Origin of the sequence: Streptomyces zingiberis (assembly GCF_012034935.1) — a bacterium.
GTDB classification, from domain to species: domain Bacteria; phylum Actinomycetota; class Actinomycetes; order Streptomycetales; family Streptomycetaceae; genus Streptomyces; species Streptomyces zingiberis.
The window spans coordinates 82223-108161 of sequence record NZ_JAATEN010000015.1; the positions used below are offsets into that span (position 1 = coordinate 82223).

The 25939-nt window shown below is 74.8% G+C and carries 21 protein-coding genes; 15 read left to right on the forward strand and 6 right to left on the reverse strand.

The annotated features are described in order from the left end of the window. Nucleotides 1–8: 8 nt before the first annotated feature. Nucleotides 9–212 (forward strand): DUF397 domain-containing protein, encoded by a 204-nt coding sequence (locus HCK00_RS18820; RefSeq protein ID WP_168103166.1) that lies wholly within the window; start codon nt 9–11, stop codon nt 210–212. An 81-nt stretch (nt 213–293) separates the two neighbouring features. Here the strand turns inward: HCK00_RS18820 and HCK00_RS18825 are convergent, their stop codons facing one another. Together HCK00_RS18825 and HCK00_RS18830 are read right to left on the reverse strand one after the other, a co-directional pair. Next, nucleotides 294–1280 carry an NADPH:quinone reductase gene (locus HCK00_RS18825; protein ID WP_168103167.1) on the reverse strand — a complete coding sequence of 329 codons (987 nt, stop codon included), beginning with the start codon at nt 1278–1280 and terminating at the stop codon, nt 294–296. Between the two features lie 379 nt (nt 1281–1659). Beyond that, a complete protein-coding gene (locus HCK00_RS18830) occupies nt 1660–2496 on the reverse strand; it encodes an enoyl-CoA hydratase/isomerase family protein (protein ID WP_168103168.1) in 837 nt (278 codons plus the stop codon). Nucleotides 2497–2604: 108 nt separating this feature from the next. On the opposite strand from HCK00_RS18830, the gene HCK00_RS18835 reads away from it, so the two are divergent. From HCK00_RS18835 to HCK00_RS18845, 3 genes are all read left to right on the forward strand, one after another. Further along, the gene (locus HCK00_RS18835) at nt 2605–2997 is read left to right on the forward strand and encodes a winged helix-turn-helix transcriptional regulator (RefSeq protein ID WP_168103217.1); all 393 of its coding nucleotides are present in this window, start codon (nt 2605–2607) and stop codon (nt 2995–2997) included. 229 nt (nt 2998–3226) lie between these two features. Then, the gene (locus tag HCK00_RS18840) at nt 3227–3676 is read left to right on the forward strand and encodes an HIT family protein (RefSeq protein WP_168103169.1); all 450 of its coding nucleotides are present in this window, start codon (nt 3227–3229) and stop codon (nt 3674–3676) included. A gap of 181 nt (nt 3677–3857) precedes the next feature. Continuing rightward, entirely contained in the window at nt 3858–4592 is a 735-nt protein-coding gene (locus HCK00_RS18845; RefSeq protein ID WP_168103170.1) for a S1 family peptidase, read from the forward strand. 198 nt (nt 4593–4790) lie between these two features. Here the strand turns inward: HCK00_RS18845 and HCK00_RS18850 are convergent, their stop codons facing one another. Then, nucleotides 4791–7595, reverse strand: coding sequence for an AAA family ATPase (locus HCK00_RS18850; protein ID WP_240965684.1), 2805 nt, complete (start codon nt 7593–7595; stop codon nt 4791–4793). Between the two features lie 348 nt (nt 7596–7943). Here HCK00_RS18850 and HCK00_RS18855 point away from each other — a divergent pair, with 348 nt between their 5' ends. The 10 genes from HCK00_RS18855 (at nt 7944) to HCK00_RS18900 (ending at nt 21688) form a co-directional block, all read left to right on the forward strand. Continuing rightward, on the forward strand, nt 7944–10877 hold the full coding sequence (locus tag HCK00_RS18855; RefSeq protein ID WP_168103172.1) for a helix-turn-helix transcriptional regulator: 2934 nt from the start codon (nt 7944–7946) through the stop codon (nt 10875–10877). 230 nt (nt 10878–11107) lie between these two features. Continuing rightward, nucleotides 11108–12097 (forward strand): polyprenyl synthetase family protein, encoded by a 990-nt coding sequence (locus tag HCK00_RS18860; protein WP_168103173.1) that lies wholly within the window; start codon nt 11108–11110, stop codon nt 12095–12097. Between the two features lie 45 nt (nt 12098–12142). Further along, nucleotides 12143–14278 carry a tryptophan 2,3-dioxygenase family protein gene (locus HCK00_RS18865; RefSeq protein ID WP_168103174.1) on the forward strand — a complete coding sequence of 712 codons (2136 nt, stop codon included), beginning with the start codon at nt 12143–12145 and terminating at the stop codon, nt 14276–14278. A gap of 235 nt (nt 14279–14513) precedes the next feature. Then, on the forward strand, nt 14514–15539 hold the full coding sequence (locus HCK00_RS18870) for a polyprenyl synthetase family protein (RefSeq protein ID WP_168103175.1): 1026 nt from the start codon (nt 14514–14516) through the stop codon (nt 15537–15539). 196 nt (nt 15540–15735) lie between these two features. Further along, on the forward strand, nt 15736–16956 hold the full coding sequence (locus HCK00_RS18875) for a cytochrome P450 (protein ID WP_168103176.1): 1221 nt from the start codon (nt 15736–15738) through the stop codon (nt 16954–16956). A gap of 76 nt (nt 16957–17032) precedes the next feature. Next, entirely contained in the window at nt 17033–17248 is a 216-nt protein-coding gene (locus tag HCK00_RS18880; RefSeq protein ID WP_168103177.1) for a ferredoxin, read from the forward strand. Further along, on the forward strand, nt 17241–19082 hold the full coding sequence (locus HCK00_RS18885) for an FAD-dependent monooxygenase (protein ID WP_168103178.1): 1842 nt from the start codon (nt 17241–17243) through the stop codon (nt 19080–19082). The genes HCK00_RS18880 and HCK00_RS18885 overlap by 8 nt, the downstream gene beginning before the upstream one ends. 8 nt (nt 19083–19090) lie before the next feature. Then, complete coding sequence (locus HCK00_RS18890) at nt 19091–19498, forward strand: limonene-1,2-epoxide hydrolase family protein (protein WP_168103179.1); 408 nt, start codon at nt 19091–19093, stop codon at nt 19496–19498. A 2-nt stretch (nt 19499–19500) separates the two neighbouring features. Then, the gene (locus HCK00_RS18895; RefSeq protein ID WP_168103180.1) at nt 19501–20694 is read left to right on the forward strand and encodes an acyl-CoA dehydrogenase family protein; all 1194 of its coding nucleotides are present in this window, start codon (nt 19501–19503) and stop codon (nt 20692–20694) included. 175 nt (nt 20695–20869) lie between these two features. Next, entirely contained in the window at nt 20870–21688 is an 819-nt protein-coding gene (locus HCK00_RS18900; RefSeq protein WP_168103181.1) for a transmembrane-type terpene cyclase, read from the forward strand. On the opposite strand, the gene HCK00_RS18905 is transcribed toward HCK00_RS18900, so the two are convergent. The 3 genes from HCK00_RS18905 to HCK00_RS18910 form a co-directional block, all read right to left on the reverse strand. After that, nucleotides 21668–22309 (reverse strand): helix-turn-helix transcriptional regulator, encoded by a 642-nt coding sequence (locus tag HCK00_RS18905; protein ID WP_168103182.1) that lies wholly within the window; start codon nt 22307–22309, stop codon nt 21668–21670. The genes HCK00_RS18900 and HCK00_RS18905 overlap by 21 nt on opposite strands. A gap of 453 nt (nt 22310–22762) precedes the next feature. After that, nucleotides 22763–22945 carry a hypothetical protein gene (locus HCK00_RS26980; RefSeq protein ID WP_206320574.1) on the reverse strand — a complete coding sequence of 61 codons (183 nt, stop codon included), beginning with the start codon at nt 22943–22945 and terminating at the stop codon, nt 22763–22765. A 134-nt stretch (nt 22946–23079) separates the two neighbouring features. Continuing rightward, nucleotides 23080–23949: a 1-deoxy-D-xylulose-5-phosphate synthase N-terminal domain-containing protein gene (locus HCK00_RS18910; RefSeq protein WP_206320575.1), complete on the reverse strand. Its 870-nt coding sequence runs from the start codon at nt 23947–23949 to the stop codon at nt 23080–23082. A 441-nt stretch (nt 23950–24390) separates the two neighbouring features. Here HCK00_RS18910 and HCK00_RS18915 point away from each other — a divergent pair, with 441 nt between their 5' ends. After that, nucleotides 24391–25233, forward strand: coding sequence for an IclR family transcriptional regulator (locus HCK00_RS18915; RefSeq protein WP_311765381.1), 843 nt, complete (start codon nt 24391–24393; stop codon nt 25231–25233). Nucleotides 25234–25939: the final 706 nt, after the last annotated feature.

The window sequence follows — 25939 nt, forward strand, 5'->3', positions numbered from 1 at the left end:
GAGCACACATGGCTGTACGGAGTGGCTGGCAGAAGTCGTCCTACTCCGGGGCGGAGGGCCCGAACTGCGTCGAGGTGGCGCGTTCCGCGGGAGGCGGCCTTCTGTTGCGGGAGAGCGAGGCGCCGGAGGACGTCCTGGTGACCAGCCGCGCCGGAATGCGCGGGCTGATAGCCGCCGTCAAGGCCGGTGACTTCGACCGGCCTGGCCGCTGACTCGCTCGACCCGCTCGACCCGCCCGGCAGGGGGCGCCGCGTGCTCGCGCCCCCTGCCGCCGCGGAACTCGCGCCGGATGGTCAGCGCAGGTCGAGTACCGCCTTGCCGATGAGGCCGTTCTCGACGGCCTCGTGCGCGACCGCCACGTCGTCGAGGCCGAAGGAGTGGATCGGCAGGGGCGTGAGAGCGTCCTCGCGCAGGGCCGCGGTGATCTCGGTGGCGGCGCGCAGCAGCGCCTCCCGCGGTTCGGTGAGGAACAGTGCGAACCGCAGCACCAGGTTGGACCACATCAGCCGGAAGACCGGCAGGGTCGGGTCGTCGGGCTGTGCCGCGTAGGTCACGATGGTCGCTCCCGGGCCGGCGACGGCCAGGTCCAGTTCAAGGTTGTCGGTCAGCGAGACCTCGATGACCCGGCCGACGGGCCCGGCTCCGTCGAGGATCTGCCGGGCGGCGTCGGCGTCGCGGTAGTTCACGACGAGGTCCGCCCCCGCCGCCCTGGCCAGCGCGGCCTTCTCCGGGCCGCTGACCGTTGTCACGATCCGTGCGCCCGCGATCCGGCCGAGTTCGATCGCGTAGTGTCCGACGGCGCCCGCACCGGCCGCCACGAGTACCGTGCTGCCGGCGGGCGAGCCGTCGGCGTGCAGGCACCAGTGCGCGGTCATCGCCGGGATGCCGAGGCAGGCGCCGAGTTCGTCGGAGACCCCGTCCGGCAGCGCGACGGCCTGCTCGGACGGCAGTACGGTCCACTCCGCCGCCGTCCCCCACGGATGGCCCGCGCCGGCCATCCAGATCCACACGCGTTCGCCGACCCGGCCCGGGTCCACGCCCGACCCGACCGCGTCGATCGTGCCGGTGCCGTCCTGGTGCGGGATGCGGCCGGTGTACTCGCCGACGCGCCGGAAGTCCTGCGGGGTGGAATGCAGCCGCATGAACATGTCGCCCGGGTTGATCGCGGAGAGCGCGACGCGGACGCGCACCTGGCCGGGGCCGGGCTCGGGGCGTTCGACGTCCAGCACCCGCAGCACGCTCTTGGCGGGACCGGGCGTGTCGTAGAAGGCTGCCCTCATGGGTTCATCTCTCCTCTTGGATGTGGCGCGATGTGGCGCGATCCATGGAGACGGACCGGGATCACGCGCGTCACCACGGCGCGGCCGTGTGCCACGGCGTGGTGTGGTTTCCCGGCGGCGGGACGGCCGCCTTCCGGGGCGTCGGCCGGCACGGCTTGATCGAGCACGGGCCGTCGGCCGAGACGACTTGATCGAGTACGGGCCGGCCGCTTCCCTCGCACGAGGCGCGCGCCGTGGCCGGCGACCGGACCCTGTGGCCCCTCCGCGCGCCGGCGCCGGTGGACTCAGGGGCGGACGAGGCGCCTTCCGTCGCGCCGCCCGGTGACGGAGGCGCGGGCGGCGGCTCCCGTCCGGGCCTTTCCGGCCCGTGGCTCCCGCTCTACAGGCCGGCGGCGACGCTCCGCATGACCGATTCCAGATCGCGCTCACCCTCAGGGGTCTGCGCGCCGTGCTCCAGGGCCCCCGCCATGAGGCGTCCCGGCAGATCCCCGCTCACCAGCTCTGCCCAGGCCTCGTTCTCCGCGCGCAGGCCGTCGGTCAGGTCCGCCGGAGGGACCAACCGCTTGGCGGCCGCGATGAGCTCCGGGGAGAGCGCGGCCATCTTCTCCGCCACCCCGTCGACGAACGCGTCCAGCTCGGCCGCGGGCACGGCGCGGTTGATCCAGCCGTAGGCGGCCGCGGTGTCCGCGTCCACCAGATCACCGGTGAGCAGCAGCTCCAGGGCGCGATTGCGCCCGACCCGCTCACGCAGGTACTGCGTGCCTCCGCCGCCCGGCACGATGCCCATCAGGACCTCGCTCTGGCCGATGCCCGCGGTCTCCCGCGCGGCGAAGGTCATGTCGGCCGCCGCGACGAACTCGGCGCCTCCGGCCCGCGCCTTGCCCGCCAGTTTCACCACCGTCACCTGGGGCTGGTGGCGCAGCAGTTCGCCGACCCCCTGGAAGAGATTGGCGTCCGGGTTGCGGTCCGCGATCTCCCGTAGCCCGTCCATCTCCTCGAGGATGTGGATGTCGACGTGGGCGATGAAGAACTCGGGGTCGGCGCTGGAGAACACGATGACCCGGACCGAGCGGGCGTCCCGCAGCTTCCCGAGGGCGTCGTGCAGCTCGCGGATCAGGGTTCCGCCGAGCACGTTGACAGGGGGGTTGTTCAGGGTGATCCGCGCCACTCCGGCGTCGATGGCGACGTCGAGTGTCGTGTACCGGTCCAGGTTCATGGGGCTTCCAAGGTTTGCGGTGGGCCAGTAGGTTTGCGATGCATACCAACCCTGGGCCCGCGCTGCTGGACCGGTCAATAACGCACTTTTCGACAACCAAGGATCATGATGGATACCCGCCCCTCGCCCCTTCCGCCCCGCGCCGCCCCGCGGTTCAGTGCCGAGTGCCCGAGCCGGCCCATCCTCGATCAGATCTCCGACAAGTGGTCGATGATGGTCATGGCGGTCCTGGAGCGGCCGACGCGGTTCAACGAGATCAAGCGGCAACTGGAGGGCGTCACCCAGCGGGTGCTGACCCAGACGTTGCGCAGGCTCGAACGCAACGGCATGATCCGGCGCCGGGTCCTCGAGACCTCCCCGCTCGGCGTGGAGTACTCCCTCACGCCTCTCGGCGAGTCCTTCCGTGGCCCTTTCACGTACCTGCACCAGTGGATGATCGAGCACTGTGACGAGGTCCTGTCGGCGCAGCACGCCTACGACGAACGGTCGGCGAAGCGATAGCCGCGCCGCTGGAGACCGAAGGTCCTTGGCTCACCACACGGATTCCGGGTCCCGCGCCGGGGGCGCGCACATCGGTTTCCTCTCATCGGCGGGCCGGTGCATGCTCTCACCACTCAGGTGGCGGGCGCCGGCGACCTCTGTCTGTGGTTGATTCGGCGTACCGCTTCGGGGTGGGGGCAGGCCGTCCGGGGCGCACCTGGCCCGCCGTCATCGACACCGAGGAGCGGACGTGACCGTCGACGAATGCGTGTTCTGTGCCATCGCGCGAGGTCAGGCGGAGGCCAGCACGGTGTACGAGGACGACGCGGTGGTGGCCTTCATGGATCACCGGCCCGTCACGCCGGGGCACCTCCTCGTCATACCGAAGGCGCACGCCGTGGGGCTGGAGGATCTGGAGGAGGGCCTGGGGGCCCGGGTGTGGCGGGTCGCGCACCGGCTGGCCCGCGGGCTGCGTCGTTCTTCCCTGCGGTGTGAGGGCATCAACCTCTTCCTGGCCGACGGAGAGGCCGCCTTCCAGGAGGTCTTCCACGTACATCTGCACGTCTTCCCCCGGTTCGCCGGGGACGGCTTCCGGATCGACGCGGACTGGCGTCTGCGGGAGCGCGCGGAACTCGACGTGAACGCGGGTGCCGTCCGGGCCGGTCTCGCGGCGCCGGGGCAGGAGGGGGAGCAGCGCTGATCTCGCGCCCGCCGGCTCCTGGCGGCGGGTCGGCGGAAGCGGGTTCGCGTGCGGGGGCGCGCGGCACCGCCGACGATCTGAGCCGTGGTTGGCGCGGCTTCGCCTGGCCATCCGGCTCCGGGCCGGGATAATGGCGGGAGGTAGTGGCAGGGTCATGTCACGAGGAGGCGCCGTGAGTCCCATGCGTTCCCCAGCACCGCTCCGAACCGCCGTCCGGACCGTCCTCCGAACCGCCGTCAGGGCCGTCGTCGTCCTGGCGGTGCTCTTCGGCTGGTCCGCCGCGGCCGGATCGGCGGTCGCCGCCGACGCCGTGGCGCGGGCGCGAGGGCAGGCGGCCGTCGAGGTGCGGGGCGGCGACACCCTGTACAGCGCCGGGGCCCGCTGCACCGTGGGCTTCAACGCCCGCTCCGGCTCCACGACGTACGCGCTCGTCGCGGGCCGGTGCGCCCAGGGCTCCTCCGTCTGGTACGCCGATGCCGCCCTGACCGTCGAGGCCGGTGTCACCGCGGCGGTGAGCTTCCCGGGCAACGACTACGCGAGCATCCGGTACACCAACACCGCGATCGTCCACCCGGGCGAGGTCTCACTGGGCGCCGGTGGCGGTACGCGCGACATCACCGGCGCGGCGCATCCCGTCGTCGGGCAGTCGGTCTGCCACGTCGGGCGGACCTCCGGATACCGCTGCGGGACGGTCCAGGCCGTGAACGTCACCGTCAACTACGGCGGAGGGGCCGTGTCCGGACTCTTCCGGTCCTCCGCCTGCTCCGAGCCCGGGGACGCCGGCGGCCCGGCCTTCTCGGGCGGCACGGCGCTCGGCATCATCGTCGGCAGCAGCGGGAACTGCGGTGCGGGAGGGGTTACCTACTACCAGCCGGTGACCGAGTGGCTGTCGGCCTACGGCCTGAGCCTGTACTGAGACGGGCGGGCCGGTGACGCACGAAGCGGGCCCCGGGGAGAGCGCGCCAACCGCTGCCGTCCGCGTACCGTCCGCTGTCGCCCTCCGGTGCGACGGACACGGTCAGCTCGTCAGTGACTCCGGCGCCGGTCGTCCGCCGGGGATGTTCCCGCGCGTTCCGCGCCCCGTCCGTGACCGTGACCGGGGCCGGGCCGGAGGTCAGCCCGGGTATTCGCCCGTCAGCATCGCCGAGGTGAGTTCGACCCGCGAGCGGTAGCCGGTGCGTTTGAAGAGCCGGCCCAGGCGGCTCTCCACGCTCTTCTCGCTGACTTCGAGCACGACCGCGAGTTCGCGGTTGGTGAGGCCTTCGGCGACGAGGGTGGCGAGCAGCCGCTCGTTCTCGGCGGTGGTCTGGCTCTGGCGGGGCAGGGCGAGGCCGTACCCGCGCATCACGTTGCGCAGCTGGGCGCGGCGCAGCAGGGCGTCGAGGTCGCCGTAGAGCGCGTACGCCTCGTGCAGCAGGGACGGGTCGGCCAGCCGGTGGCGGACGAGCATGGTCATGGTGTCGGCCTGTTCCAGTGGCTGGGCGCGGTGCCGGACGACCCGTATCGCCTCGTCGGCGGCCGCGCGGTCCTGGTGCACGACGGCGGTGCCGAGCAGCCGGCACATCCGGGCCCGGCCTGTGCCGAGCTGATCGGCGATGCGGCTCAGCTCGTCCAGGCACCGCTGTGCCGCGGCCCGGTCGCCCCCGGCCAGTTCGGACACGGCCCGCATCAGCCACAGTTCCTCGGTGCCGACGACCAGGCCGCGCTCGACGGCCAGGGTGAGCGCGTCCGCGATGACCTGGTTCCCCCGCTGGAGGTCGCCGAGGGACAGGTCCAGGCACCACTCCGCCAGGGCGAGCAGGTGCAGGGCCACGGGCTGCACCGCCCGCGCCCGGTCGATCACCTCGCGGGCCCGGGCCAGCTGGCCGCGGGCGCCGAGGATGATGCTGGTCTCCCGGGACATCAGGGTGTGCGTGGGCAGGTCGCCCACCGAGAGGCCGGTGGCCAGGCCGAGCCGCGCCAGGCTGAGGGCCGGGTCCCAGCGCCCGGCCAGGCTGTCCGCCACCACCCGGTCGGGGAGGGGACGGTAGTCCGAGGGCAGCGCGTGCGCCGCCAGCAGCCGCTGCGCCCGGTCCAGTTCGCCCAGGGCCATCAGCGCCCGGGCCAGCTGCGACAGCTGTTCGAAGCGGTGGCGTGACTCCTCCGACCACAGGGGCCACCCGGGCGGGGCCGCGGCCATCCGGTCGAACGCCTCGGTCCGGCCGAGGTACGCGGCGATGCAGTCGCTGAAGAGCATGCCGAGCGCGGCGACGGTGCCGCCCTCCCGGGCCCAGGCCTCCCGCCGGCGCGTCAGGCACTCGTCCGCCTCCCGCCAGCGGTCCAAGTGGCACAGGGCGAGGGCCCGGGTGAGGGAGCGATGTCCCTCACCGCCGGGCAGCTTGCGCCAGCCGCCCTCGCAGATCTCGGTGAGCGCCGCCCGGTCTGCGACCCCCCCGAGGGAGACGACGTAGATCATCTCCATTTCGAGCAGCGCCTCCGGGGTGACCAGGCCGGCGTGTTCGGACAGCACCGTCCACGCGCTCTCCAGGGCGTCGGTGTGCCGGAGGTGAATGCAGCAGGTGGCGGCGTGCGCGAGCAGGGCGCGGGCGCGCCGCTCCGGCTCGGTGGCCAGCTCGGCGGCGGCCCGCAGCCGGCGTTCCGCGGCGTAGCCGTCCTCCAGCATGGCCGCGGTGCCCAGGGCGATCAGCTCCCCGGAGGCCCGCCGCGCGTCCACGAACCGCCCCGCGGCGACGAGTTGCTCGGCGAGGTAGGGGCCGTCCGCGGTGGCCTCGCCCGCCCAGATCGCGGTGACGGCGAGCTGGGCGAGCCTGCGCCGCTCGTACGGCCCGAGGCAGGTGATCAGCGCGGACGCCAGCAGCGGCAGCCGGAACCTCCAGTGGCCCGGCCGGGGCCCCTGCCACAGCACCCCCTCCGCCCACAGCTCGGTCAGGGCCGCGCCGACCTCGTCCGCGTCGGCGCCCACGGCCTCGCTGACGAGCCGGGCCGCCTCCGGGCCCAGCGGGTGCAGCACGGCCAGCGCCTTGGCCACCGGCCAGACCAGCCCGCCCAGTTGCCGCAGATACTCGACCGGCGGCAGGCCGGCCGGCAGCGAGGGCGGCCGGTTCGGTGAGGGGAGGAAGGCGTGCCGGTCGAAGACGCACAGGGAGTCGCTCCGCCGGTACCCCGCCAGGGCGGTGAGCACGGCGGCGGGCCTGCCGCGGCACTCCCGGTTGAGATACCCGAGCAGCGACGGCGACGGCTTGGCCTGTAATTGCTGGGCGACCAGCGCGCGCACCTCCGCGCTGCCCAGCGGGCGCAGCGGCACCACCTCGGCGAGGCCGGCCGCCCGTAGCCGCTCCAGCGCGGCCCGGTCGCCCTCCGGGTCGGCCGGGGACGGGCGGAACGCGCAGACGAAGCGGACGGGGCCGGCCCCGGGGGCGCGGAGCAGCGTCAGCAGCACGGCGCGCGAGCCCGGATCGGCCCACTGCGCGTCGTCGATGAGGACGACGGGCGCGCCGGAGGCCGCGAGGGACGTCCGCAGTTCGGCGGCGAGCTGACGGCCGGTGTCGGGGCCCGCCCCCGGGGCGGCCGCCCTCACCGCGACCGCGCGCCTGGGGTCGCCGTTCCGGTGCCGGACGGCGAGTTCGGCGGAGAGGCGGGCGGCGAGGGAGTAGGGGCGATCGCGCTCGTTGCGCGCCACCCGCAGGGTCAGGGTGGGGAGGCCACGCGCGGCGAACGCCTCCCGGGCGGCGGCCAGCACCGTGCTGCGGCCGATCCCCGCCGGGCCCGTGACCAGGACCAGCGGGGTCCCGGCGGTGCCGGTGACGGCGCCGGTGGCGGTGCCCGTGGCGGCGTCGACGACACGCGCGACGCAGGCGTCACGGCCGTACATCGCCTCCGCCGGCACGTCGCAAACGGCCGCACAGTGCCCGTCGTCCATCACCTCAGCAGTATGCCCGGCGCCGGCCCAGGGCAGGGCGGGTGAAAGTTCCTTCTCCCTGCCCCATGGGGAATGCCCTCCAGGGCGGGCCGGTCACGGGAAGACCTCCGGGACGCCGGGGCCGGGCCGGGCGGCGGCCACGCGGCCCCATTGCCGCGCGGCACGGGAGACAGCACAGTGCTCTCCGTACGCCGCGCCGGTACCGACCCGCGCACGTACGGCCCGCTCGCGCACCGCATCTCCACCGCACGGCACACGCACCACACCTGCACCGCACCGCACTCGCACCACACCTGCACCGCACCGCATGTACCACTCGCCGCACCACGCCACGAGAGGAGAACCGCAGTGGCCCGAACGCGCGCCGTGCTCCGGGGACGGGACGAGGAACTGGCGGTGCTGCGCACCGCGCTGACGGCCGACGGCGGGCGCCTGGTCGTCCTTCTGGGCCCGGCCGGCAGCGGCAGGACCGCCGTGCTGGACGAGGTGGAGCGGCTGCTGGGCGCCGCCGGGACACGTGTGCTGCCGATCCGCCCGGGCGCCGGCCCGGACGGCGGTGACGATGGTGACGACGCGTTCGCCCTCGCACCGCTGGTGCGCACGGTGCGCGACCGGTTCGAGCAGTTCCCGGAGGGCGGGCCGGCCGACGAGCTCGCGGCCGTGGCCCGGTTGAGCGAGGCGGCGGAGCGGGACGGCGGGGGATGGCGGCCGTCGATGATCACCACGCTGGGCGACCTGTTCGACCGGATCGGCCGCCAGGGCCGCACCGCGATCCTCGCCGACGACGCGCACGCGATCGCCGAGCCCGCCCCCCTGCTCACCGCGGCCCGCCGGTCGGGGTTAACCGTGCTGGCCACCTGTGAGACGAGCGCGCGGCACGCCCCGGGAGCCGCCGAACTCCTGGCCCTGGCCGATCAGGTGGTGACGCTCGGGCCGCTGGCCGACGACGCCGCGGAGTCCCTGGCACGCCGCGCGCAGGGCGCACGGCTCGACGAGGCGGTGCCGGACCTTCTGCGCGGGGCGCTGGGGCCGCTGTTCGGCAACCCCGGCACTGTGCTGAACACCCTCGCCGACCTGCGCGAACGCGGCCGGCTGACGGTCTTCCGCGGCCGGCTGTGCCTGCGCGCCCCGTCCGAGCCGATCGAACTGCCCGCCGGCCACCCCCTCCTGCGCCGGGTCGCCGCGCTCGGCGAACCGGCGGGGCGGCTGCTGTCCGCGGTCGCCGTGTGGGACGGCGTCGGCGTCTCCGATCTGCCACTGCTCGCCGAGGTGATCGGGGCCCGGCTCGCCGACTGCGGGCGCGCGCTCGACGAGCTGATCGACGCGGAGGTGCTCGTCGCCGACCCGGCGGGCCGGGTGAGCTGCCGGTGCCCCGCCCTGGCGGCCTCCGCCGCCGCCTCACGGGGCGATCAGGGTGGCGCGGCCCTGCACGCGGAGATCGCCCGGCGGCTGCTGGCGGAGGACCCGCTGGAGGGCGGGGCCGGTTCCGCGGCGCTCGCCGACCACATCGCGCTCGGCGGACCGGCCGTCACCCTCGACGCGCCCCGGGTCACCCGGCTGCTCGGCCTGGCGGCGGGCGCCGAGGCGGAGCAACCGGAGCGCGCGGCCGGGTGGTACGCGGCGGCGCTGCGCCACCTGCCTCCGGGGGAACCGGAACATGCCCGTACGCTCTACCGGCTGCTGGACCTGGTGCTCCGGACGGGCCGGTACGAACTGCTGCGCGACGTGCTCGCCCGGGCCGCGGAACAGGGCCTGCTCGACTGTTCCGCGCGGCGGGGCGGTCCGGACCGTCCCCCGGAGCCGGGCCGGGCCGCGGTGGGCTCGCCGTTGATCCGCCTCGCCGCGGTCGTGGCCGCCCTGCACTCGGGCGAGCCGCCCGCCGGGGAGCCCGCGCTGTCCGTGCTGGACGAGGGGATCACGGGCCGCGAACCGATGGGATTCGCGCCGTGGTGGTTCGGGCGTCCGCCCGCTCCCGGCGGCGAACCCGGAGGGCGCGAGGCCGATACCCCGGACGGCTCAGGCGGCCCAGGCGGCCCAGGCGGCCCGGACGCCTCGGACTCCCCGGACGCCTCGGACACATCGGACGCCTCATGTATCTCAGAGGTCTCAGTCTCTTCGGAGGGCTCGCCGGCCCCGGGCATCCCGGCCGGCGCCCCGAACCTGCTGCCGGCCGGCCGGCTGGACCTGCTGACCACCGCCCTGGCCGGTGATCCCGGGGCCTTCGAGCGCGCCTGGCGCCGCTCCGGCCGGTCCGTGCCCTCCGCGGAACTGGGACGGCTGCACCGCGCGGCCGCGGTGGCCGACATCGCCACCGTGGCGCGGCTCGTACTGGGGGACCGGTACCGGGTTCCGGAGACCGGCGTGCTCGGCGTGTACCGCCGGGTGGTACGCGGCTACGCCCGCGCGGACTGGTCGCAGGCCATGTCCGCGGCCCGCGAACTGGAGCTGTCGTATCCCGGGGAGACGCTGGCGCACCAGGGGGCCCGTCTCTTCGCCGCCGAGATCTGTGCCGCCCGCGGCGAGACCCGGCAGGCGGCCCAGTGGCTGGACGACGCCGAGCCGGCCCCCGGGCTCGTCGTGATGCGGGCCTGGGTGCGGATCGGCCTGCTGAGCCATGCGGGCGCCGGCCGGCGCGTGCCGCCGCTGGTCCGCAGGCTCAGCGGCCGGCTGCGCCGGGAGGGGGTGGTCGCGGGGCTCGACCTCCTGCTGATGCGCGCGGTACGGATCGCCGCCTTCACCGACGACCACCAGGGCGCGGCGTCCCTGCTGGAGGAGATCGAACTGGCCCGCCGCGACCTCGGGACGGAGGCGGCGGAGAGTCTCGCCCTCGCGCGCGGCCTCGTGCGGCGCGACCTCCGGCAGGCACGGCGGGCCGCCGAACTGGCCCGGCGGCGGGGGGACCTGCCCTCGCTGCTGTGCCTGTGCCTCGTGGTCGCGCGGTTCGCCGAGGACCCGCGGCCCTGGCTGCGCGAGGCCCACGCCCTGGCCACCCAGTGCGACGCGTCGGTGCCGCTGGCCCACGTCCGGGCGGTGACCCGGGAGCGGGGTGTGCCGGCCCCGCGGGCCCGGGGCCGGCGGGAGGACTCGGCCGTCACCGAGCGGCGTATCGTCGAACTGATCGGCGAGGGCCTGACCAACCGGCAGATCGCGCTGCGCCTGAGGATCAGTGAGAAGACGGTGGAGAACCACCTGACCCGGCTGTTCGCCCGCACGGGGGTCCGTTCCCGCGTCGAACTGGCCGCGGTCAGCCTGGGCGGCCGGCTGACGCGTACGGTGACCTGAGCACCGCGCCGTCAGCGTCAGCGCCACCGCCACCGCCCCGGGCCCGCGCTCCCCGCGGCTCGGGGCACACGCGCCGGCCGCCGCTGCCGCCCGGGACGGCCCCCACCGTCCCGCCACCGCCCCGTCACCGCCCAGGTCCCGGGCCAAAGATGCCAACCCCCGGTCCCACTCGGGCCCAGGCGGGCCGCCGGTGACGACAGTCCCCCGGCCTCCTCCTTAGCGTCGTACTCATGACCGACGTCGATGTTCCTCAGGTCGCTGATCCCGAAGTGGCAGCCATCGTGCGGGCCGAGGTCGAGAGCCGGTGGCCGCACGACGTTTCCGGCCTCGATGAGCTGGTGCGCTACGCGCTGGTGCCCTTCGGGAAGATGATGGGCCCCTGGCTGGTGGTCCGATCCAGTCTCGTGGTGGGAGGTGACGTGGCCACCGTCCTTCCCGCGGCGGTGGCTCTGGAATGTATCCAGGTCGGCGCGATGATGCACGACGACATCATCGACAGCGACGGAGAACGGCGCGCCAAGCCGGCCGCGCACACGGTGTACGGAAAGCCCGCGGCGATCGTCGGCGGCGACGGGCTGTACTTCCACGGCTTCGGCGCCCTCGCCGAATGCCGGGCGGCGGGAGCCCCCGCGCCGCGGGTGGCGGACGCGCTGACGGTGCTGTCCAAGGCCGGACTGCGGATCGGGGACGCGGCCCTCCGGGAGATCCGGATGAGCCGCGAGGTCTGCTCCGTCGACGACTACCTCGACATGATCGCGGACAAGAGCGGCGCCCTGCTGTGGATGGCCTGCGGTGTCGGCGCCACCCTGGGCGGCGCCGACGACACGGAGCTGAAGGCGCTCAGCGAGTACAGCGACCAGCTGGGCATCGCCTACCAGATACGCGACGACCTGATGGCCTACGACGGCACGCGGGCGGGTAAACCGAACGTCTCCGACATCCGTAACGGCCGCCCCACCCTGCCGGTCCTGCTCGCCCACGAACGCGCCTCCGCCGCACGGCAGCGGCGGATCGAGACCCTGCTCGCCGACATCTCGGTCCCGGTCGGCGAGCGCTACGAGGCCATGGCCGAACTCGTCCACGCGTACGACGGAGCGGCGGCGGCCCGCGAGGTGTCACACCGCCATGTGCGGATGGCCGCCGCCGCGCTGGAAGCCCTGCCACCCGGTGTGCACCGGGACGCGCTGATGGACCTCACCGTGCCCGGTCGCCTCGTGTGACACGAGCGGTGCGTGGAGCGCGACTCACCCCGAGGAGCTGGCCCGATGCCCTATCCCACCTACGCCTCGTATCTCCGTCTGGACGAACTGCTCTCGTTGCAGCGGCCGTTGACACCGGCGGAGCAGCGGGAGCTGAGCGACAGTGAGCGGCTCTTCATCGTCGTGCACCAGGCGGCCGAGACCCTGCTCAGCCAGGCCCTCGTCGACCTGAGGCACCTCGACGACGGCCGGTGCGGACCCGCGTGCACCACCTACCGGCTGGAACGGGCAGCACGGGTGGTGGACGCCCTGGTCGGGCAGTTGACGCTGCTCCGCCGCACGCTGCGCCGGGAGGACTTCATGGGCTTCCGGGACCGGTTCGGCACGGCGAGCGGGCTGGAGTCGGAGCAGTTCAAGGAGTTGTTCGCGCGGGTCAGGCGGCTGACGCGGCAGGCCGGCGGCGACCGCGTGCCCGAGGAGGCCCGCTGGCTCGGCGAGCTGGACGAGGCCGTGCGGCGCTGGCGGAGCACACACCTGGAACTGGTCGCCCACATGCTCGGCGACCAACCGGGTACGGCGGAGACCTCCGGCGCCCGGTTCCTGGCCGCCCGGCTGGACGACGCGCCCGCGGGCGCCCCGTCCGGCCGCCCGGCCACATCACCGTCCCGGCCGGTCCGCGGCGATGCCCACGCGGCCCGGCCGGGGCACGGGGACGGCCCGGCCCCCCGTCCCGGTCAGGGGGACACCCCGGCCCCCGGGCCGGACCGCGGCGGCGCCCCCGCCGCGGGGCTCCCGGCGGTCTCCCCACCGCCGGCCCCGCTGCCCGCGCCGTCCGCGCCGGCGGCGGGGGCCCGGCTGGGGCACGTGGCCGTCGTGGGCGGCAGCGTCGCGGGGCTGCTGGCCGCGCACGTCCTCGCGGACCACGCGGAGCGGGTGACCCTGCTGGAACGCGACACCTACCCGGACGACCCCGGGCCCCGCGCGGGCGTCCCGCAGTCACGCCACACCCATGTGCTGCTGACCAGCGGGATGAACGCGCTGGAGGAGCTGATGCCCGGTCTGCTCGCCGAGCTGGCCCGGGCGGGTGCGCCGCGCCTGGCGGTGCCGGGGGACCTCGGGGTGTGGCAGGCGGGGCAGTGGATCTCCCGCCGCAACCCGTCCGAACCGATCCTCACCCCCTCCCGCCCCCTGCTGGACCACCACATCCGCCGCCGGGTCCTGGCCGGCTCCCGTATCGAGGTACGCACGGGGGCCGAGGTGACGGGGCTGCTCGGCCGGCCCGGGCAGATCACCGGGGTGCTCGTCCGGGAGCGTGGCGGCGGCCGGCACACCGCCCGGGAACTCACCGCCGACCTCGTGGTCGACGCCACCGGCCGGGGCGGCCGCACCCCCCAGTGGCTGGCCGGGCTGGGCGGCCGGACCCCCGCCGAGGAAGTGGTGGACACCGGGCGGGCCTACGCCACCGGGGTGTTCCACGCCGACGAACCGGCGGCGGATCTCAGGGGGTTCTACATCGTGCCCGACGCCGGGCAGCCGTTCGGCGCCATCGTCCTGCCCGCGGAGGGCGACCGCTGGATGGTCACCCTCTCCGGTCCGCGCCACCACGCGCCGCCCACCGACCCGGAGGGCTTCACCGACTTCGCCGAGCGGCTGCCGCACCCGGCCGTCCACAAGTGGCTGAGCGCCGCCGCCCCCCTGGGCCGGCCCGTGGGCTACCGGCAGACCGCCAACCGCCGCCGCCGCTACGACCGGCTGGGGCGGGAGAGCGCCGGACTGCTCGTCGTCGGGGACGCGGCCTGCGCGCTCAACCCCGTCTACGGGCAGGGCCTGTCGGTGGCGGCACTGGGCGCGGCCGCGCTCCGGAAGGAACTGGCCGGCGGGCGCGCCCCCACCCCGCACGACCTCCAACGGGCGGTGATGCGCGCCTCCCGCACGGCGTGGGAGGTGGCCACGGGAGCGGACAGCCCGATGCCCGGCGCCACCGGCAACGCGGTGCGGAGCGGCCCCGTCACCCGGCTGCTGGACCGGTACCTCGGCCGGGTGCGCGACCGGACAGCCGGCGACCCGGTGGTGTGCACGGCCAACCGCGACGTCCTGTTCCTGCTGGCCCCGCCCCACTCCCTGCTCACCTCCCCCCGGGTCCTGCGGCGGGCCCTGCTGACCCCCGCCGTGCCGACCTCCCGCGACCTGCCCACCCCCTGAGCCCCTGACCGCCCTGAGCCCTTGACCGTTCTGAGCCCCCTGGCCGTTCTGAGCCCCCTGGCCGTTCTGAGCCCCCTGACCGTTCTGACCGCCCTGATCAACCCGTGACCAGCACGAGCAGACAGCGAAGGTGCACCATGCGACACGCCAGTGCGTACCCGGACCGTCCGCGCGCGGACCGGTCCCGGACGTCTTCCCGTCACCCCCTCCGCCGCGCGGACGGCCGGTGGGGCTCATGACGACGACCCCGGTCCGGGCCCTCACCCCGGTCCTCGACACCGGCCGGACGACGCTCGGCCCCGCCCTGCGCGACGCCGTCCGCTCCCACCTGGGCGAGCAGATGAGCCGGATCGCCGGCTACCACTTCGGGTGGGCGGACGCCGACGGGCTCCCCACCGGCAGCTGGGGCGGGAAGATGGTCCGGCCCGGCCTGGCGCTGCTGTCCGCGCGCGCGGCGGGCGCGCCGGCCGAGGACGGCCTCCCCGCGGCGCTCGCCGTGGAGCTCGTGCACAACTTCTCCCTGGTGCACGACGACATCATGGACGGCGACGAGACCCGGCGCGGCCGCCCCACCGCGTGGACCGTCTTCGGTGTGCCGGACGCCGTCCTGGCCGGGGACGCGATGGCCACCGCGGCCACCTCCGTGCTGCTGGAGGCCCCGGGCCCGGGCGCCCGGGCCGCCACCCTGTCGCTGATGACCGCCACCCAGCGGATGATCGACGGCCAGACCGCCGACGTCGGGTTCGAGCGGCGTGACGACGTGACCCTGGCCGAGTGCCTGCGCATGGCCGGCGACAAGACGGGCGCGCTGCTCGGCTGCGCCTGCTCCCTCGGCGCCGAACTGGTGGGCGGGGAGCAGGTCCTGGTCGAGAACCTCCGCGCCTTCGGCGAGCACATCGGGCTCGCCTTCCAGCTCGTCGACGACCTGCTGGGCATCTGGGGCGACACGGAGCGGGCCGGGAAGCGGGTGGGCGCGGACCTGTGGGCCCGCAAGAAGTCCCTGCCGGTGGTGGCCGCGCTGAACGCACCCGGATCGGAGGAGCTGCGCGCCCTCTACCTGGGCGCCGAGCCCCTCACCGAGAGCGACGTCCGGCAGGTCACCGCACTCGTGGAACGCGCCGGCGGGCGGGACTGGGCCCAGGACGAGGCCGCCCGGCAGATCACCGCCGCGGAGGAGTGCCTCGCCGCCGCCCCCCTCCCCGGCGGCGTGCGCGCCGAGTTCCTGGAGATCGCCGGATTCATCCTGGGCAGGCAGCTGTGAGGCGGCACCACCCCGCCCGGCGGGACGCGCGGCCCTCCGGCGGCGGACCGCCCGCCGCGCGCCGCTCCCCGGCCCGCGCCGGCCATGCCACCCGCGCCACCGCGCCCGTTCCGCCCGTTCCGGCCGTTCCGGGGCGGTGTCGCGTGGCCGCGCGGAACGCCGTCCCTTGTTCCCTGACGCACAGAGAGGCCCGCTCATGACCGAGTCCGCAGCCATTCCCATCGGGGGACGGGCCGCCGGCTGCCCGTTCGCCCCCGCGCCGGAACTCACCGCGGCGCAGAAGGACCCGGAACTGCCCCGGGCCACCGTGCCCAGCCCACTGCTGGGCGCCTTCGACGCGGTGATCGTCACCCGTTACGAGGACGTCAAGACCGTGCTCGCGGACGACCAGCTCCGCATGGGCGGGTCGATGCCCTACCAGGCGGGCAACCTGCTGAGCTACGACGGCCCGGAACACACCCGGCTGCGGCGCATGCTGACCGGGTCGTTCACGACCAAGCGGGCGCGGGAGCTGCGCCCGCGGATCGAGGACGTCGTCAACTCCGCCCTGGACGCGGTGGAGGAGGCCGGCCGGGGCGCGGACCTGGTGCGGACCTTCTGCACCCCCATCCCGACGGCCGTCATCTGCGAACTGCTCGGCGTGCCCTACGCGGACCGTGAGGAGTTCCAGCGCCGCACCGCGATCGCGCTGGACTTCACCACCAGCCGCGAGGTGCAGATGGAGAAGGCCGCCGAGATGGAGGCCTACATGGCCGGGCTCGTCGCCCGCCACCGGGAGGACCCGGGCGACAACGTCCTGGGCCGGGTGGTGCGCGACTTCGGCGACCAGCTCACCGACAGCGAACTCGCCGGCATCGGCAACATGCTGCTCATCGCCGGGCACGAGACGATCGCCTCCACCCTCTCGGCCGGGATCGCCCTGCTGCTGCGCAACCCCGACCAGCTCGCGGTGGTGCGCGACGACCCCTCGGCCGTCGACGGGGCCGTCGAGGAGCTGCTGCGCTTCTGCGCGCCGGCCGCCATCCTGCCGCGCCAGGCGGCCGGGAACATCTGCGTGCGCGACCAGGAGATCAAGGCGGGCGAACGGGTCGTGGCGTCCGCCCTGGCCGCCAACCGGGACCCCGGCCGGGCGGACCAGGCCGGCCTGGCCGAGAGGTCCGACCGGTCCGACCGGGCCGATGACGGTGTCCCCCTCGACGAGCTGGACGTGCGCCGTCCCCCGCAGCGCCACCTCGCCTTCGGCTTCGGCCCGCACCAGTGCCTCGGCCAGCAGCTCGCGCGCATGGAGCTGCGGGTCGCGCTGCCCGCCCTGTTCAACCGGTTCCCGGAGCTGCGGCCCACCGTCCCGCACGACGAGGTCGACTACCGGACCAACGCCCTGGTCTTCGGCGTGAACGAGCTGCCGGTCACCTGGTGAGACCGGGAGACCTGGCGAGGCCGGGAGACCTGGCGAGGCCGGGAGACCTGGTGAGACCTGAGAGAGGGGAGAAGCCATGAAGGTGGAGACCGACGAGAACCGGTGTATCGCGGTCGGCAACTGCGCCGCGGTCGCGCCGGCGGTCTTCGACCAGAACGACGAGGACGGCACGGTGCTCCTGCTGGACGCGGCTCCGCCGGAGCGCGAGCACGCCGAGGTCCGGGCGGCCGCCCTGCGGTGCCCGGCCTCGGCCATCACCGTGCACGAGAAGGCGGGGTCCGGCGATGACTGACGACCCGATCGCGCCGGCGGCCCGGCCCGCTCCCGGGGTGCCCGCATGTGACCGGGAGGTGCCGGTGCTCGTCGTCGGCGGTGGCGGCTGCGGACTCGCGGCGTCGGTCTTCCTGTCCGACGCCGGCGTGGACCATCTGCTGGTGGAGCGCCGCGAGTCGACCTCGGTGCTCCCCAGGGCGCACTACCTGAACCAGCGCACGATGGAGATCTTCCGCCAGTACGGCATCGCCGACGACGTCTACCGGATCAGCGCCCCGCTCGCCCATATGAGCGAGATCGTGTGGACCACCTCGCTCGCCGGGGACGGCCCGCTGGACGCCCGTGAGCTGCACCGGATGGACGCGTTCGGCGGCGGCGGCACGGCCGGGCCCTACGCGGCCGACAGCCCCGGCCCCTCGACCAACCTCCCGCAGCACCGGCTCGAACCCCTGCTGCGCCGGCACGCGGAGCGGCGGGAGCGGGCCGAACTCCTCTTCCACCACGAGATGACGGAGTTCACCCAGGACGAGACCGGCGTGACCGCGCTGATCACCGACCGCTCCACCGGCCGGACGAGCACCGTCCGCGCCCGCTATCTGCTGGGCGCCGACGGCGGCCGGAGCATCGGCCGGTCGCTCTCCATCCCGATGGACGGCGCCGGCGGCGGCTTCACCATCATCTCGGTCCACTTCAGCGCGGACCTCTCGCGCTGGTGGCCCGGCGACTCGGTCCTGATGACCCACATCATCAGCCCCCAGGGCGAGGTGTCCGTGGTCGTCGCCACCGGGCCCGAGTGGGGCCTGGCCTCCGACGAGTGGGCGCTGCACTTCCGGGTGCACCCCGGGGCCGAGGTGGACCTCGGCACGGAGGCGATCGCCGCCCGGGTGCGGGAGCTGCTGAAGCTGCCCGCGGAGCTGGACGTGCTCGTCCGCCACGTCAGCGAGTACCGGCCGGAGGCCGTCGTGGCCCGGTCCTTCCAGGACCGGCGGGTCTTCCTCGCCGGGGACGCCGCGCACCGGCAGCCGCCGGCCGCCGGCGGTGGCCTCAACACGGCGGTCCAGGACGCGCACAACATCGCGTGGAAGCTCGGCGCCGTCGTCTCCGGCCGGGCCGAGCCGGCCCTGCTGGACACCTACGAGGCGGAGCGGCTGCCCGTCGCGACCCGCAACGTGCGCTGGGCCATGGCCTGCCTGCGCAACTACGGGGTGCTGTTCGCGAGCCTCGGCATGGTGCCCGGGCAGCCGGAGGCCACCCTGGCCGGTTTCGGCGAACTCCTCTCCGACTCCCCGATGGGGGAGACCCGGCGGACCGTGACGCGCGAGGTGTTCGCCACCCAGCGCATCGAGTACCAGGCGCACGACATCGAACTCGGCCACTCCTACCCCTCCGGGGCGGTCGTCCCGGACGGCACCCCGCCGCCGCCCCGCGACCCCCTCGGCGCGGTCCACCACCCCGTCACCAGGCCCGGCCATCGGCTGCCGCACGCGTGGCTGCGGCACGGGGACACCCGGGTGTCGACGCTCGACCTCGTCGGCCGGCACGCCGGCTTCGTGCTGATCACCGGTCCGCTCAGCGAGGTCTGGGAGGTCGCGGCGAAGAAGGCCGCGGACACCTACGGGGTGGCGGTCACCGTCGTCTCCGTCGGGAACGCCCCCGGCACCGCCGACCACTGGGACGACGAGGGCACCTGGGCCGCCGTCCGCGGGACCGAGGACGACGGGGCGCTGCTCGTGCGGCCGGACCAGCACGTCGCCTGGCGCGCCGAGCGCCCGGGGCCGCAGCCCGACCGGGACCTCGGCGGGGCCCTCCGCCGGGTCCTCGGCCACCCCGACGCCACGGCCGCCGGGGGGTGAACGCGAACATGAACGCGAACGTGAACGCCGGCACCACCGACGGCGAGCGCGTCGTCCGGGACTTCCTGACGCGGCTGGGGCCGACCCCGGCCGCCGTCAGGAAGACCATGGACGCCTTTCTGACCGACGACTGCGTGTGGGAGAACCCCGGAGCCCCGGTGTGCCGGGGCAAGGAGGAGATCTTCGCCCTCCTGCCGGCCGACTTCGCCCGCCTGGAGGTCCGGTTCCGGCACCTGGCCACGGCGGGGGACACCGTCCTGGCCGAGCGGATCGAGAACATGCTCCGCACCGACGGCACGCCCATCGCCCGGAACCTGAAGGTGATGGCGGCGTTCGAGCTGCGGGCCGGCCGGATCTGCGGCTGGCGCGACTACTACGACCCCACGCATCTCATCTCCGAGCGCCCGGACTGGTGATCATGACGTACACACGAACGGATCTGTCCCGGCTCCGGGGCGAACTGGTGGACCGCGTCCACAAACTCGGGCCGGTCCTCGCCGGGGGCGTCGCCGAGGGGGAGCGGGAGCGGCGGCTGCCCGAGACCACGGTGCGGGCGATCGACGAGGCCCAGCTGAGCAGGGTGTGGACCGAGAGCGTCTACGGCGGGCTGGAGGCCGACGTCCGCACCATGAGCGAGGTCGCCAAGGCCCTGTCCCACCACTGCCCGTCCACCTCGTGGGTGGTCAACAACATCAACGGGTCGAACCTGCTCGCCGCGAAGTTCCCGCGGGAGGCCCGGGACGAGGTGTTCGGCGCCGACCCCGGCGCCAAGCTCGCCTCGGTCTTCGCGGCCACCGGCACCGCGGTGCGCACGGACGGCGGCTATCTGCTCTCCGGGACCTGGCCGTACGCCACCGGGATCCTGCACGACGACTGGACGATCCTGGTGGCCCGGGAGGTCGACGCGGACGGCGAGCCCGTGGGCGGGCTCTCCCTGCTGGTGCCCGCCGCGGACCTGACCATCGAGGACACCTGGCACACCGTCGGCATGCGCGCCACCGGCAGCCACTCCGTCGTGCTCCGGGAGATGTTCGTACCCGCGCACCGGGTGATCGCCGCCGACCGGCAGCGGGGGCGGGAGAACACCACCGACACCGCGCTGCCGCCGCTGCTGCGGACCGCGGCGATCGCGGCCATGGGCGTCGTCTGCGCCTCCGTGGTGGTCGGCGTCGGCCAGGCCGCGCGCGCCTTCGTCGTCGACAAGGCGCCGGGGCGGGGCATCGCCCCCAGCCGGTACACCAGCCAGCCCGACTCCCAGGCCTTCGTGGCCGCGCTGGGCAGGACGGCCCTGACGATCGACGCGGCCGAGCTGCACGTGGACCGGGCCGCCGAGGTGCTGGACGAGGCCGCGCGCGAGGCCACCGGACTCACCGACGCCGAACTCCGCCGCATCCGCGGGGACGTCGGCCAGGCGGTCAGCCTGACCACCACCGCCCTCGACGAGCTGATGTGGGCGCACGGGGCCGCCGCCTTCGCCGAGGCCAACCCCTTGCAGCAGTTCTGGCGGGACGGCAACACGGCCGCCCGGCACGCCCTGCTCAACCCGCGCATCGGGCAGGAGCTGTACGGCGGCGCGTACTTCGGGCTGGATCTCGTCGTCCCCAGCCTCTGACCGGGCCGGGCCGGGTGCGGCCCGGACCGCGGCCGGGCGGGCCCCCGTCCGGCCGCGCGACGGGCCGCCCGGGGCCGCCCCCGGACCACACAGCCCAGCCGGCCGCCCACCCCTCCGTCCCTCCGCCCCTCAGCCCCCGCACGGGCCCCGCCCGCCTCGTCCCCGAAGGATTCCCATGGACTGGCTGCCCCCCTTCCTCATCCCGATGTCGCAGCCGGCACCGGTCACGGAGGGGGCGGCCGACGTCCCCGACGGGCTCTTCTGGGCCCTCGCCGGGCCGACCGCGATCGGCTGGGTCCTGACCTACGTGCTGGCCATCCGGCAGGCCGTCGTGGACGGCCGGGTGGGCATCCCCGCCTACATGGTGGCGGTGAACTTCGCCTGGGAGTTCAGCCTGACCTTCGTGCTGGAGCAGACGCCGACGCAGCGGCAGATCAACGTCCTGTGGCTGATGTTCAACTCGGTCCTGCTGTACCAGGCGCTGCGGCTCGGCCCGCGCGACTACCCGGCGATGCCGCCGCGCGTCTTCCGGTGGACCTTCGCCGGCCTGCTGGTGTGGGCGGCCCTGCTCGTCGTCGCGGGCGCGAACGAGTTCCACGACCTCGACGGCATGTACACCGGCATGATCATCCAGGTGCCGCTGAGCGCCGCGTTCCTGCTGATGCTGCGGCGGCGCGGGTCCAGTGTGGGGCAGTCCCTGCACCTCGCGGTCGCCAAGCTCGTGGGGTCGGTCTTCGCCGGGCTGACGGGTTTCGTCCTCTACCCGTCCCACCACCTTCTCCAGGTGCTGGTGCCGACCTACGTCGCCCTGGACATCGCCTACCTGGTGCTGCTGCGCAGGACGATGCGGAGGGAGGGACGGCCGCCGTGGTCGCTGCGCGGCCCGGCGGCGGCCGTCCCCGGGGCTCCGGCGGACACCGCGGGGGTGGGAGCCGGGGCCGGTACCGCGCCGGCCCGGGGCTCCGGCGCCACGTCAGATGACGCCGCTGCGTAGTGCGTAGGCCACCGCGTGGGGCCGGTTGCGCAGGTTGAGCCGGCGGGTGACCCCGAAGACGACCCGCTTGACGGCCCGTTCCGACAGGCACATCTTGTCGGCGATCTCGGCGGTGTCCAGGCCCTCCGACATCAGCCGCAGGACACCGATCTCCCGGGGGGTCAGCCCGGAGTTGTGCAGACCGTGCGGCGAGAGCACCTCCCGCTGCATCCGCTCGACCTGCCGGAGCAGTTCGCCGAGGAGCTGGGCGGGGAGCGCGCCGCCACCGGTGGCGGCGGTCACCACCGCGTCCTCGATGCGCTTGCTGGTGGCGGCGGCCCGCGGCAGCACCGCGACAACGTTGCACTCGACCGCCATGAAGAGGTCGGCCCGGTCGATCTCGGAGGGGATCAGCACCACCGGCACCCGGAGGGTGTTCTTGATCCTGCGCAGGAGGGAGGTCACCTCCACGGTCATCCGCTCCGCGACGACCACGGCGACATCCGCGGGGTCCGGGCGTTCCTCCGAGACGATCTCGATGTTGGGTGCGGCGCCGAGGTGACCGCTGACGGCCGATTGCGTCAGCGGATCGGGAGCCCGTACCAGTGCCTTTATCGCACGTGTCGCGGTCTTGGTGGTCATGGTGAACCTCCGGAGGGGGGCGGCGTGTTCGTCGAGGCATTCCGTCGCGATGCCGGACGCGATCGTGGCAATTCCCGAGCCGAACGGCTGAGTGGCGTGAATGCGCCCGCTCAGCGTGTCCGTAACAGACTTCTGGACCGTCCGGGGTATTCGGGCTGTTCGGGCCGGTCGCGGGACGGGGCCGGGCAGATGCCCACGCTGCGCCTTTCCGGGCCGTGCATTTCCGGTGAAGCGACGGGACCGCGCCGGTGAACGGCCGTCACCCGAAACATCGTTGTCATCCTGTGCATATCCGGCGGTGCGCCGCACTGTGCCAGCACGTGTGAACTCCCCGAGAGTGGCCTGCTAGGGCAGTGACCATCGGAAACGAACGATGGAATAACCATAGCCGGGCCGACTTTCGGGGAGCCGGGTGATCGAGTCGTTCGTGTTCTCCCGAGGGGAATCCCTCACTCAGCCGGCGACGACGGTCACACGGCCGCCTCCGGCGGGTTCCACCGTCCCGGCGAGGGCCATGGCCTCTTCGGCGAGGGGCTCGACGATCTTCGATTCCGGGACGGTCCCGATGGCCTCGCCCTTGACGAAGATGTTCCGGTCCAACTCTCGGCCGAGGGACGTCGCGTCGAGGCGGACCACCGGGTGCGGCCCGCCCCTGGCCGGTCCCGGGGCGCCGGTGACCGCGCGCTGTTCGGCGATGCCCCCGTCGACGACCCGGTCCGGGAACCGCTCGGCGAAGCCGCGCGGGCCGGCCGGTCGCAGCGTCGCCGCGGTCAGCGCGACGACGTCCGGCCGGCCGGCGGGCGGCCCGTCACGGGGCCGAGGACCCCGATGCCGTGCAGGGGGCCGGACCGGTCGTTCTCCGCCGGGGCGTAGCCGCGGTCCTTCCCGGTGACGCGGTGGACGAGGACCGGCTGGTCCAGCCCCGCCGCGAGACGGCAGGCCAGCTCGGTGGCGGCGATGTCGTGTCCGTCCACCGGGCCGAGGTAGGCGAAGCCCATGGACTCGAAGAGGTTGGGCCCCCGGAGCCGGCAGCGGCGCAGCGCGGCCAGATGCTCGCCGACCCCGCCGACCCCGCCGGCCCCGCCGGCTGTGGGGCTGTGGCTGCTGCCGTTGTCGTTGAGGACCACCACCACGGGCTGCCCGCCGCCGCCGAGGGTGTTCATGGCCTCCCAGGCCGTGCCGCCGGTCAGCGCGCCGTCCCCGATGACCGCGACCACGTGGCGGTGTTCCTCGCCGGTCAGCCGCCGCGCCTCGGCCAGGCCACCGGCGCAGGAGAGCGAGGTGGAGGCGTGCGGGTTCTCCACGAGGCCGTGCGGGGACTCCGCGCGCGACGGGTGACCGGCGAGCCCTCCGGCCGCGTGGAGCGGGTCGAAGCCGGACTGCCGGCCGGTGAGGATCGTGTGGACGTCGGCGTGGTGCCCGGTGCCGAACAGGATGTGGTCCGCCGGGGAGTCGAAGACGCGGTGCAGGGCGATGGTCAGTTCGACCATGCCGAGGGCCGGGCCGAGACGCCCGCCGGTGGCGCGGGCCTTGTCGATCAGGAACTCCCTGATCTCGCGTGCCAGCGCGGGCAGTTCCTCCGGAGGCAGTTCCTTGAGTTCCTGGGGGCCGGTGACCCGGCCGAGCACACTGGATGACATGTTCCTCCTCGCTCAGCTGGAACGGACGTCGGCCGTCCGCCGGGCGTCACCGCGCAAGGGCGAGGGGAGATCGAAGGTCACGGTCTCCCGGCGATCTCCCGCTCCTCGACATGGCCCGGCCCGTTCCACGATCGCGACGGCCCTCTCGGCCCCGCGCGGAAGGAGCGGGGGCCGGCCGGCGGGGCCCGGCGGACGGCCTCGGTCTCCGCATGTCCGTACGAGCTCCCCTCCGCCATGGCCAGGACGGTACGGAGGGCGGTCCGCCCGTACCACGGCGGTTCCCACCTTCCGGAACGATGGTGGCCCAGGGAGCGGAGAGGGTCGAGCCCCGGCGGCACCGGGCCCGCCGAAAGGGCCCACCTGAAAGCACCCACGGGACAGCACCGCGGAACGATCTTGAGTGCGCGGCCCCGGCACAGGTAGGCATGGACCCGTTGGTGTGTGCTCGGCGACGGGAGCATCACGGTGGACGGTGAACGGCATCCTCAGGCGCCACGCCCGGGCGCGGCGGCCGGCACGATCGTGCCGCCGGCCGGGCCCGGAGCCGTGGGCGGCCCCCTGCGCAAGGCGCTCACCGTGCTCGAAGCGCTGGCGGAGGCGTCGCGGCCGCTGACCCTGTCGGAGCTGTCACGCCGGGTCGACCTGCCCAAGTCGACACTGCACCGGCTGATGCGGTCGCTCACCGACATCGGACTCGCCGTCCGGCGCGAGTCGAAATCCTACGAGCTGGGCAGTTACCTGTCCCGGCTGGCGGCCACGGGCGGCCCCACCGGGGCGCAGCGGCTCAGCTACCCCGTCACGCCCTTTCTGCTCGAACTGTTCCAGCGCACCCACCGGATCGTGAGCCTCGGCATCCTGTCGGGGACGAGGGTCCAGCACGTCGGGACCCTCTACGGGCAGGAGCACCTCCGCCTCGCGATGGCGCTGCGCCGCCCGGTCCCGGCGCACGCGTCCGCGCCGGGCAGACTCCTCCTCGCCCTCTCCCGGCGGGACCCCGCGGAGCTCCTTCCTCCGCCGGCGGGGGCCACCGGCCCGGCCCGCGCCCGGGCGGACGAGATGCGGCGCGAGTTCGACCGCATCCGGCGGACCGGGCCGGCCTGTGCCCGCAACGAGTGGATCCCCGGCCTGGTGGAGCTGGCCGCCCCGGTCCGGCTGGGGAAAGCGGGCCCGATGGCCGCGGTCGTCGTCGGTGACACGGGGAACGCCCGGGACCTGCGCGGCGTGACGCGTTCCCTGCTCGGCACCGTCGACGCCATCGAACAGCAGCTGGCCGACGCCCGCTGATCAGGCCGCTGGCTCCTGCCCCTGCCCCTGCCCCTGCCCCCTGCCCCCTGCCCCCTGCCGGGGGAGCCCAGCCGGTGGGGTACTGCCCGCGCGTGATCCCGTCCGGTGGGGAACCGTCCGCTCCCGGGCGGGGCGCCGCCCCCGGGCCGGTCCGCGCGTCCCGCCCCTGACGTCTGCGCCCCCTGACGTCCCCGCCGCACGATCCGCGCCGCCCGGCCGCCCGGCCGCGCGGCGGGAGGCGCGGGGCCGGGGCGGGGCGGGGAAGCGGCCGGCCGCCCGACGTCCCCCGCCCGCCGCCCGCCGCCCGCCGCCCGCCCTCGCCCCGATGACCCGCCGCCCCGCCGGGTCCCGGCCGTCCTCCGCCGGAACGCCCAGGACCTGCGGCGGAGCCGGGGCTGGTTCATATTGCGTACATACGCGCGAAACAAAAGCGGCCGCCCGGGGTGTTCTCGTTCCTGGTGCCCGGGAGAGCCGTGGCGCCGTACGACGAGTGGGGACGACGGAGGTCTATCGGTGAGCGGCACGGCGGCGGAGGCGGGGGTCCGGGGCGGCGGCACGGCCGGGGGGCCGGGCGAGCCCGGCGGTCCGGAGCGCCCGGACCGGCCGGAGGGCCCCGGCAGCCCGGGAGGCCCGGCAGGCTCCGGTGACGCCGGCCGGCCGGAGGGCCCGCGGGGGCCGGGCGGGGGCCGGGGGGAGCCGGCCGCGC

What these genes read in the sequence shown, in the direction of transcription:
- HCK00_RS18860 (WP_168103173.1), top strand. Translation starts at nt 11,108, where the DNA reads ATGACCGACGTCGATGTTCCTCAGGTCGCTGATCCCGAAGTGGCAGCC.
- HCK00_RS18890 (WP_168103179.1), top strand. Translation starts at nt 19,091, where the DNA reads ATGAACGCGAACGTGAACGCCGGCACCACCGACGGCGAGCGCGTCGTC.
- HCK00_RS18900 (WP_168103181.1), top strand. Translation starts at nt 20,870, where the DNA reads ATGGACTGGCTGCCCCCCTTCCTCATCCCGATGTCGCAGCCGGCACCG.
- HCK00_RS18850 (WP_240965684.1), bottom strand. Translation starts at nt 7,595, where the DNA reads ATGGACGACGGGCACTGTGCGGCCGTTTGCGACGTGCCGGCGGAGGCG.
- HCK00_RS18820 (WP_168103166.1), top strand. Translation starts at nt 9, where the DNA reads ATGGCTGTACGGAGTGGCTGGCAGAAGTCGTCCTACTCCGGGGCGGAG.
- HCK00_RS18835 (WP_168103217.1), top strand. Translation starts at nt 2,605, where the DNA reads ATGGATACCCGCCCCTCGCCCCTTCCGCCCCGCGCCGCCCCGCGGTTC.
- HCK00_RS18905 (WP_168103182.1), bottom strand. Translation starts at nt 22,309, where the DNA reads ATGACCACCAAGACCGCGACACGTGCGATAAAGGCACTGGTACGGGCT.
- HCK00_RS18830 (WP_168103168.1), bottom strand. Translation starts at nt 2,496, where the DNA reads ATGAACCTGGACCGGTACACGACACTCGACGTCGCCATCGACGCCGGA.
- HCK00_RS18870 (WP_168103175.1), top strand. Translation starts at nt 14,514, where the DNA reads ATGACGACGACCCCGGTCCGGGCCCTCACCCCGGTCCTCGACACCGGC.
- HCK00_RS18910 (WP_206320575.1), bottom strand. Translation starts at nt 23,949, where the DNA reads ATGTCATCCAGTGTGCTCGGCCGGGTCACCGGCCCCCAGGAACTCAAG.
- HCK00_RS18845 (WP_168103170.1), top strand. Translation starts at nt 3,858, where the DNA reads ATGCGTTCCCCAGCACCGCTCCGAACCGCCGTCCGGACCGTCCTCCGA.
- HCK00_RS18825 (WP_168103167.1), bottom strand. Translation starts at nt 1,280, where the DNA reads ATGAGGGCAGCCTTCTACGACACGCCCGGTCCCGCCAAGAGCGTGCTG.
- HCK00_RS18880 (WP_168103177.1), top strand. Translation starts at nt 17,033, where the DNA reads ATGAAGGTGGAGACCGACGAGAACCGGTGTATCGCGGTCGGCAACTGC.
- HCK00_RS18875 (WP_168103176.1), top strand. Translation starts at nt 15,736, where the DNA reads ATGACCGAGTCCGCAGCCATTCCCATCGGGGGACGGGCCGCCGGCTGC.
- HCK00_RS18885 (WP_168103178.1), top strand. Translation starts at nt 17,241, where the DNA reads ATGACTGACGACCCGATCGCGCCGGCGGCCCGGCCCGCTCCCGGGGTG.
- HCK00_RS18865 (WP_168103174.1), top strand. Translation starts at nt 12,143, where the DNA reads ATGCCCTATCCCACCTACGCCTCGTATCTCCGTCTGGACGAACTGCTC.
- HCK00_RS18895 (WP_168103180.1), top strand. Translation starts at nt 19,501, where the DNA reads ATGACGTACACACGAACGGATCTGTCCCGGCTCCGGGGCGAACTGGTG.